At 37.7% G+C, this 8,417-nt stretch carries 4 protein-coding genes and 1 pseudogene; all 5 read right to left on the reverse strand.

Translation table 11 applies throughout. The features are described 5' to 3' along the window. Window positions 1–8 precede the first annotated feature (8 nt). Window positions 9–110 (reverse strand): annotated as a pseudogene (locus tag PSE7429_RS25745) (IS1/IS1595 family N-terminal zinc-binding domain-containing protein); the annotation flags it as partial. A gap of 48 nt (window positions 111–158) precedes the next feature. After that, entirely contained in the window at window positions 159–596 is a 438-nt protein-coding gene (locus PSE7429_RS18880; RefSeq protein ID WP_009628932.1) for a hypothetical protein, read from the reverse strand. Continuing rightward, window positions 593–1,750, reverse strand: coding sequence for an AAA family ATPase (locus PSE7429_RS18885; RefSeq protein ID WP_009628933.1), 1,158 nt, complete (start codon window positions 1,748–1,750; stop codon window positions 593–595). The genes PSE7429_RS18880 and PSE7429_RS18885 overlap by 4 nt, the downstream gene beginning before the upstream one ends. A gap of 149 nt (window positions 1,751–1,899) precedes the next feature. Continuing rightward, entirely contained in the window at window positions 1,900–3,660 is a 1,761-nt protein-coding gene (locus PSE7429_RS18890; RefSeq protein WP_009628934.1) for a DUF262 domain-containing protein, read from the reverse strand. 624 nt (window positions 3,661–4,284) lie between these two features. Further along, window positions 4,285–8,367 (reverse strand): PAS domain S-box protein, encoded by a 4,083-nt coding sequence (locus PSE7429_RS23875; protein WP_009628936.1) that lies wholly within the window; start codon window positions 8,365–8,367, stop codon window positions 4,285–4,287. Window positions 8,368–8,417: the final 50 nt, after the last annotated feature.

Raw genomic sequence — 8,417 nt, forward strand, 5'->3', positions numbered from 1 at the left:
AGTAGTTAATCAATGAACTGACGACCGCAATCAGCACAAATATGATTTTGTTTGTCTCCTCGTTTCCCATTTTTACGAATATGTGTTGAACCACACTTTGGACATTTCATTGTTTTTCATTGCTAAAACTCGTTATCTTTTATTTACTCATTCATCTCTCATTTGTGCAACGCCGGAATATCAGCATTGCCTAACGCCCAAGTTTCAAGACAACAATTTTGAACGATAATATGAAATTCTGTAGCTTGAGTTTGATCTATACCCAGTTTGGTTTTGAAGTCTTCCAGTTTGTTATGAATTTCATCGAATCTAGTTTGATAAGGATCATCTTCTGAATCCACACAAATGAAGAAATGATCGATATTATTGTATTTTTTGATGTCTAGTAAACATTCTTCTAATCGGGAGCGTCCTCCATAGATTTTGGGAGCGCTCACCATGTTGGGATAGCCATTACCTGCAATGATTCGGCATGAGTTAGTGGTCATATCTTCAGGTCTATCTACAAAGTTGATCTGCGGGAATAGATGCGATAGCCAAGCTTTGTAGACTTTCGGTTCTGTTTTTCCTCCTTCAACTAAGAACAAGAGATTCACGCAGTTTCTTCCTCATGTTCGAGTAAGTTAATTAGTTGTGTGAACTTGTCTAGACTAGATGCTGTATTGAGTTCAGGAATATCTACAGCTTTTCTAGTTCTGATTGTCCCGTTGGTTCTGCTCACTAATTGCCAAGTCTTCCAAGGGATGTTATTGATGATATAGGGATGATGACTGGTCAAAATAAATTGTAGATTAGGCGATTTGTCTAGAATAAAATCTGTTAGTTGTGGCATACAGTTAATGCCTAAGCTATTCTCGAATTCATCTATCATAATAATTGATTCTTCAGGTGCAGCAATCACTTCTATCAAGTAAGTTAACGTTCGATACATACCAGATGATATTCGCAACTGCGTAATCCAATTCTCGGAAAAAATTTCTTTGATTTCAAATAGAAGACTATAACGATTATCGGATTCTCTGTTAATAGTGATTTTGATATCTTGTACACTAGGAAAAATTTCGATGTAGGTATATTTTATTTCATTAAATATATGAGGAAAGAATCTTTGTAAGAAATATGCTTTAAGCACTGTAGGAGTATTTACAGATGCTACTTTGAATTTTTGTAAATAAAGATAGGGATCAGAATCTTCTAATTTAGAATCTGGCAATAGAGGTACATTGCTAGGATCAAATCCAGAAGAAACAATTACACTTTGAGGGGTTTCATTAAAAATAAATCTTTTGAATGCTTCAGATATAGGTGTAATAGAATCTTCTTCTGAAAGGAGATTGATCGCACTTTCAGTTCTTTTAAGCTTTGGGATTTGACTTTTATTTAATGTAGATTCTGTTTTAGTGCGATGAAGAATTTCTATAGATTCGTTATCTTCTGCATATTTAATGAGCTTTTCATCTACAATCTCAGAGTGATTTTGCTCACTAGAAAAAGTTGTTTCGGTTGGGTTTAATGCTTTTAGCTCCCATCGATATTTTTGTCCTAAATGAGAAAAGTCAATAGACCATTCTACATTTTCTAACATTTGGACTTCGCCTTGAGCAACATTACAGATTAAATAAAGTGCTTTAAGAATTCTAGTTTTCCCAACTCCAGAAGCGCCAACTAACAGATTTAAGTTGTCAAAGTAGGTCTTTTCTAGATGCCAATTTTGGCTAATATTTTTAAAACTAAAATTATTAATTCTCATCTTGCAGTTTTACAACTTTACTTATGATTTGTTAGCATACAGCTCAATAAAGCATCTTTCTAATATATGCAATTGCCAAAAGCATCAAAACAGAAATTGCTTTTCTCATATATAGAATTAACTTGAAACTCTGCAACCTGCAAGCCACCTTAAAATCTTGCAAAAAACTGAGGGTAAGCTATAGGTTTAACAGGTACTAGTTCTGGACCTTTCCTTTGAAAATAACCTTCTCCATATATAGCTGCTTCACCCAATTTTTTGACGCTGAGAATTAAAATATATTTCCCTTTAAATTTAATCAATCTTGCATTTCTTCCTATATTGTCTTTAAAAGTTTGAGTGACAGGACTTTTGTCGATTTTTCTCAATGTATTCTTAAACCACTCTTCAGCACCAGTACCTGATTTTTCAATTTCGTGGTTTACTCCTGTAATGAAGAATCCATTTTCTATTTCTGTCTTAACACCATAAAGTTTTTTCAACCGTTTAGCATCATCTTGATTGTCTGCTACACCAATACAAACATACCCAGTAGATTTTGGCCCATCATTTGCCATAGCTGTTAAAGTTTTAATAACCTTTTCAAAACAATCATCGTCAAAGGTATGTTGACCATCTAATCGTATAAATCCTTGTTTGAAATCATAAAGATTTTGTTCGATTTCTGATTGCTTGAGAAGTGATAAAAATTCTGTAGTCCAAGAACTAGTTACAGGATCAACTGATTCCTTCTCTTTAAATGCTGGTCTTAATATTCCAGTCACTGCATTGATATTATCCTGTTTGTTTACTGCACTCCAATTTCCTCCAACAGTAATAGTTATGTGTTTACCAATATTTTTTAATTTCTGATAAAACAAATTACGATCAGCGATTTCCATGTTTTGCCTAAACAACAAATTGAAAATCGCAAGAAAAAAGACAGTATAGTATCTTGGTATGCTTTGAGAGGTATTCTCCAAGGCGTATTGATTAAAATTACTTTCTAGATCATCCATCGCATTTGCTATGGTGTCATGCGTTTGCAGATATTGGGAACGGACAATTGAAGGTTCAACTTGTTGTAAAGCAATCTCAATCTCCTGCATTCTATTACTATTTCCTTTATATCCATAAAGTTCATCTAAAATCTCAGAGCTTGTCCTTTGAGATTCTGTTAAAGTCATGTATACAAGGCAATCAGCTATGATCTCCTCATCTCTAGATTTTCTTAATAACTCTTTAGTTATAATACCCTGCCTTATCCAGAAGATAGTATCTGCATTAATTCCATAATCTAAAGAGCGATTATTAATACTAATCTTTGACATTTTAGATAATGGCAACAAATCAGATTGAGTTGTGTCACCTCTAATTTCTTCAGCTATTTTCCTTACTAAATTTGGGAACTTCCCTATTGCACCTGCTGAGCGTAGTTCCTGTGATGATAAGTAGCGACCATTTGAATTAATCCTTCTAAAAACTTCATCTACTTTTTTGTCATCATTAAAGCTGTAGACAGACAATGGTAAAGGATATCTGGCTATTAAAGAACATTTTTCACGTTCAAGCATAGGTTCTTTCTGAATTAGCATTCCAGCATCCAACAACTCTTTAGTCTCAACCATTGTGTTCAGATCAAAGTATTTCCCATCAAGATCGTATTCATTTTCTATAAACGAGTTAATCGCATTCATTCTCTGCATTCCATCAATGATTTCAAATACGTCTTTTTGGTTGTACTTTGTTTCAGCTAGCAGAACTATTGGTACTGGAAAGCCTTGTATTATCGAATCTAAAAAACTCTGCTTTTCATCAACAGCCCACACCAATTTCCTCTGGTAGCGTCGATTTACCAATAAGTTCTCATTTCTATACAATCCATAAATAGTTTGAATATTTTCACTTCTAACTGATAATTCATTTTGCATAAGATACTCACTTCAAATACATGAAAAAGTGTTGATTTTTGTAAGTTTATGGATAGTTATTATACACAATGCTTCAATACAACCGATGGATCGAAGAGGTTTTTAGTCATCGTTTGCAATTGTTCCTGTGCTTGAACGATCACCAAATAATAAAGCATAGTGTTTTACCTAAGTTATTAAAATTATACGATATCCGACCAAGCGATCACCATAAAATACAATCATACTCATTGCCTTAGTATCAGCTCAAAAAATGACGCAAGTTAACGTATTACATCAAGAAGCAATGGATTTGGCAGAATTAGCTCAAATAGCTAAGCTCAGAGGTGAAATAGAGTAATCTAATCATTTGCTTAGACAAGCATTTGCTCAAGAGTCAAGCGCCGCCGCCCTAATTGCTAATCATTGGGAATCTGAGTCAACCCGTTCAGTTTTATACCAAATCACAAAATGGCTACGCCATTTTGTGATTTTAAAACCCTTACTGGGTTTGGTTTTCAATTCCCAAAAGTGTAGCCACACTTTTGGGAATTGGTATTACAGCAATTATCGATCAAACGAACCACAAAAGAATTTTTGAAAGCGTTGCTTTGCAACGCTTTCAAAAATTCCTTTGGTTCTGAGCTACTTAGGAGCCTGATTCATATATTGAGAGATAGTTCGCTTGATATCTTTAATAGTAATGGGTTTACTAATATAGTCATTCATTCCCACATTAATACAAGCCTCATAATCATGGGGAAGAACATCAGCAGTAATTGCTACAATCCAAGGCTGAGTGCTTGATGATAAACGTTTGCGAATTAACTGGGTCGCTTCTAGTCCACCCATGACAGGCATTTTTACATCCATAAATATGATGTCATACGTTGGATTTGTATCTTGATTTGTATCTTGATTTGTATCTTGATTGAGGAACATATCTAGGCAATCTCGACCATTATTCACCGCATCTACTTTATATCCAAGTTTTTCTAACATGAGAACGGCTATTTTTTGATTGAGAATATTATCTTCAACCACCAAAATTTTGAGAGGGACTGGATCGAGGGTATTTCCTAGCTTGCTTATGCTCGTATGCTCCTGACCTGTAGAAATCTGACTGTCTGAAGCTAAGGGTAAAGTAACTGTAAAATAAAATGTGGAACCCTGTGTATTACTGCTAGCAGGATCGCTTATCCAATCTGATGGAGGCTTACCTCCTACTTGACCTCGACTTTCTACCCAGATTGTTCCATTCATCAACTCCACGATCCGTTTGCAAATCGCTAAACCTAGCCCAGTGCCCCCATACTGACGATTGATCGAAGCATCAGCTTGAGTAAAGGGTGTGAATAACTTATCAATGCGATCGCTATCGATACCAATCCCCGTATCTACAATGGAGAATCTAAATTCATAGATGTTATTAGTAATTGGTTTACGGGAATAGCTGATATTGATGTAGCCTTGTTCGGTAAACTTAATCGCATTGCCAATTAAGTTAATAAATATCTGTCGCAATCGCGAACTATCGCCTAAAACTGTTGTTAGAGCATGATCGCTAATTTGGCATTGGAGATTGATATTTTTATCAAAAGCCTGTTTGCCTAGGAGTTTACAAACGGAACCGATTGTATCATCAAAGTTAAATTCTTTCTGTTCTAGTTGCAAATTTCCAGATTCAATTTTTGATATGTCAAGAATATCATTAATAATATTTAGTAGGGCATCACCGCTATCTAAGATAATTTGGACAAAGTTTTTTTGATCGTTTCTCAAAGGCGTAGAAGCTAGTAATTGCGCCATGCCAACAACTCCATTCATCGGCGTGCGAATTTCATGGCTCATGTTAGCCAAAAATTCACTCTTGGATTTATTGGCAGCTTCTGCTAGCTCCTTGGCCTGGGCAAGGGCAATTTCCGTCTGTTTGTGTTCGGCTAGTTCTAACTGAAGCTTTTGATACAGATGTACCTGCTGGATAGCGATCGCAATTTGATTAGCGATAGTTTTCGTCAAGTCAATTTCATGAGTCTCCCACGCAGCAATCTTGTGGGATCTCTGGACACTCAAACTCCCCCATACCGTTTGGTTGGTAATGATCGGAACCATTAACCAAGCCCCTGACTTAGTTTTGGCTAGTTCCCGATTAATTTCATCCTCAATCTGATCGGAATCATTAACTTGGACAATCTCCGCGCCCTTTAGCTTCTCAGCAAAGGGATTATCTCTATCGGGGATTTCTGGTCCTAATGTATCCAATAATTCGGGACTATCCTTAAATACCGCAATATGTTTCCAAATTTGACGTTCGGGCATATATTCAACGATCACAGCCTGTTCTAAATTGAGTAAATGCGCGATCGCAAAAGTTGCGGAATCAAAGATCATCTGTAAATCTAAGGAACCACGAATCGTTTGAATAAAGCGATTGAGCAGTTTCTCTTGCTGGATTTTTTGTTTTAAGGCTACTTCCGCCAGTTTCTGCTCGGTAAAATCGCGCCAGATCAGCATTACGGACACAATATTGCCATTGCTATCAAACTCTGGCAAAAATCTTGATTGCGAATATATAACCCTGTTAATTCCATGCAATTTTGTATCTATTACAGCGGGTTCACCCTTGGTAAACACTTTTTCTAGACTGTCTTCCCACTGCACTACAATATGTTCGGGTAGATTCACTTCCCGCATAGACTTACCGACATATGATTGAGGAGAGTTCCCCGATAATTGTCGGATGGCTGAATTGACATAGGTAAGGCGAAAATCGCGATCGTATCGGGCAATCACATCTGGGGAATTTTCAATGAGGGTTCTCACCTCCTGTTCTTGACGACGTAAAGCCTGCTCGGCTAATTTGCGCTCCGTCACATCGCGACAAATACAGAATCCAATGACATCGTTATCCCATTCCAGTGAATTTGCGCTAACCTCTATGTTATAAATCTTGCCATCTTTACTACGATGGAGAGTCTCAAACATAAGACTTTTTTTGAGCGTACACTCTTGATTGACTCTTACCAGTTCTTCGCGATTCCATTTCACATCTATGTCGTAGATACTAAGTTGGCGCATCTCTTCGAGGGTATAACCTAACATCGCCGCAAAACTCTGATTGGATTCAATCACATTTCCCTTGCTATCAAGGATCACAATCCCATCAAAAGAAGCATTCAATAGGGTTTTATTGCGAATGACTTCTTTCTCTAATACGATTTCCATCTGTTTGCGATCGCTAATATCGGAAATTACCCCATACCAAGCTACGTCGCCATTTTTTCGGCGTTCAGGACATAAGTTAGATCGGAGCCACTTGATTTTGCCAGAAGGCATTACAACCCGCCACTCATGGTTAAGGGGAGACAAGGTTTCCAAACTTAGTCCGATCGCTTCCCATAGATCGGCAAGATCGGCATCGTGAATTTGATTGAATAAAAGCTGAGGATGGCACAAAGCCTCTTCAACCTGTATTTCGCAAATTATCTCAAATGCCGAACTTAGATATTCAAAATGAGCATAACCATCGGGTTTCTGCACAAAAATTAGAATGATTTCAGGACAGGATTTCGATATTTTCTGAAATCTTGACTCACTGGCTAAAAGAGCTTGTTCGGCAAGGCGGCGCTCTGTGATATCACGGGCGATAATTATCGCTGCATTTGCTTGGGCGGGAACTACGCGAATCTCTTCGTATCGCAGTCGGTTATCGATCACCACCTGCTCGAAGATCTGGATTTCCCCAGTTCTGACCGCCTGTCGAATTGCTTGCAACTGTTCGGTGGCAGCTTGCTGCGGTAATAACTCATCCAATTTTTTGCCGATGGGGTTCTTAAGCTCTGGGAAAAGATCGTACGGAGTTTTACAATACTTAGTCTCAAGACAAACGCCATCGACATTAACTAAATTAATAATGTCAGGGATCGATTCGACAAGAGAACGTAACTTTTGTTCGCTCGCCTCTATTTCCGCTGTGCGTTCCTGCACCTGCTGCGATAAGGAAATATTCAGATTTTGCAGATCTTGATAGATTTCCGCTTGCTGGATCGCGATCGTTAATTGGATCGACAATTCCTGAAGGAGCAAAATTTCATGCTCTTCCCAATTACGCGGAGTCGCACATTGATGCACAATGATTTGCCCCCATAGAATTTGCTGATGGAGATGATTTTGATCGGGATGATTTTGATCGGGATGATTGGAAGCTGCGCCACTTCTGAGGGGATTATCTGTCAATAAAATCGGGACAATGACATTGGCACGAACCTGAACCCCTGACAACATTTCCCGATGACATTCAGACAGGTTAGCGCTAGAGATATCAGCGTGAGCAAAAACCTGTCCATCGGCATGGGCTTGCATTTGCTCGGTAAAAGAAGGAGTGCAGATTTGCTCAAGCGAGAGATCCACACAGGATTGCCAAGGAGGAATTACTGCCTCGGCAATGATTTCTCTGGTCATATCTGCGGAAAACTTATAGATCAGGACGCGATCGGCTTTAATCGCCTTACGGACATCCCGAACAACTATCCGACATATATCATTTAGATTTAAATATTGGCGAATATTAAGGGCAGTTTGCGAAATCAATAATTCTCTTTTACGGGCGATCTCTAGCTGGTGACTTAAGGCAAAGCTATCCAATAAATTATGAATACTTCGTTGTAATGAAAATTTAGTGATATCACTTTTGACTAAATAGTCAAAAGCTCCTAATCTCGGGAGCATCTCAATTAGGCACTGAGTAAATATACTTAGGCAAGATTGAGGTTGAGATA

It is taken from the genome of Pseudanabaena biceps PCC 7429 (assembly GCF_000332215.1).
Taxonomy (GTDB): domain Bacteria; phylum Cyanobacteriota; class Cyanobacteriia; order Pseudanabaenales; family Pseudanabaenaceae; genus Pseudanabaena; species Pseudanabaena biceps.